A 616-nucleotide genomic window follows, 5' to 3' on the forward strand; every position below is an offset into this window, starting at 1 on the left:
GCCATGCAGGGCGGCGCCGCGCAACAGGAGGGCTGCTCTGCCGTGCCGGAATGCGGCCACGGCTGCGTCGACAGCATGATCGCGGACCTCAGGTGCTTGCGGAACAGGAAGTGGCCTTGCCGGACCCTGTGCTTGGTTCCAGGCGGTGTCGGCCGGCAGGATCAGGCTGGCGATCTGGCCGGGCGGCACCTGCGCCGCCTGCACTGCTCGGGCCGCATCGGCGGCAACGTCGCGTGCCTCGCGCGACGAGACTGTCCAGTGTGAGACGGTATTGGCGTAGGCCTTGACGTCGCTGGTCAGCGGCGCGTCGTAGCGCTGGTGATAGGTCGCGTGGTCGCCGATAATGTTGACCACCGGCACGCCGCCCTTGCGGGCATTGTGGAGATTGGCAAGCCCGTTGGCGAGGCCTGGACCGAGATGCAGCAGCGTCGCCGCCGGCTTGCCGGCCAAGCGCGCATAGCCATCGGCAGCCCCCGTCACAACGCCCTCGAACAGGCCGAGCACGGCCCGCATGCCCGGCACGCGATCAAGTGCGGTGACGAAATGCATTTCCGATGTGCCGGGATTGGCAAGACAGAGTTCGACGCCGCAATCGACCAGCGTGCGGAGCAGGCTC

1 protein-coding gene is annotated in these 616 nt (G+C 68.2%); it reads right to left on the minus strand.

Annotated features, from left to right (window positions below; translation table 11 throughout):
* The coding region (locus tag AC1D0P_RS27020) for a thiamine pyrophosphate-binding protein (RefSeq protein ID WP_477679547.1) at positions 1–616 on the minus strand (616 nt) is incomplete at both ends.

This window comes from Polaromonas sp. P1_G2 (assembly GCF_056405515.1).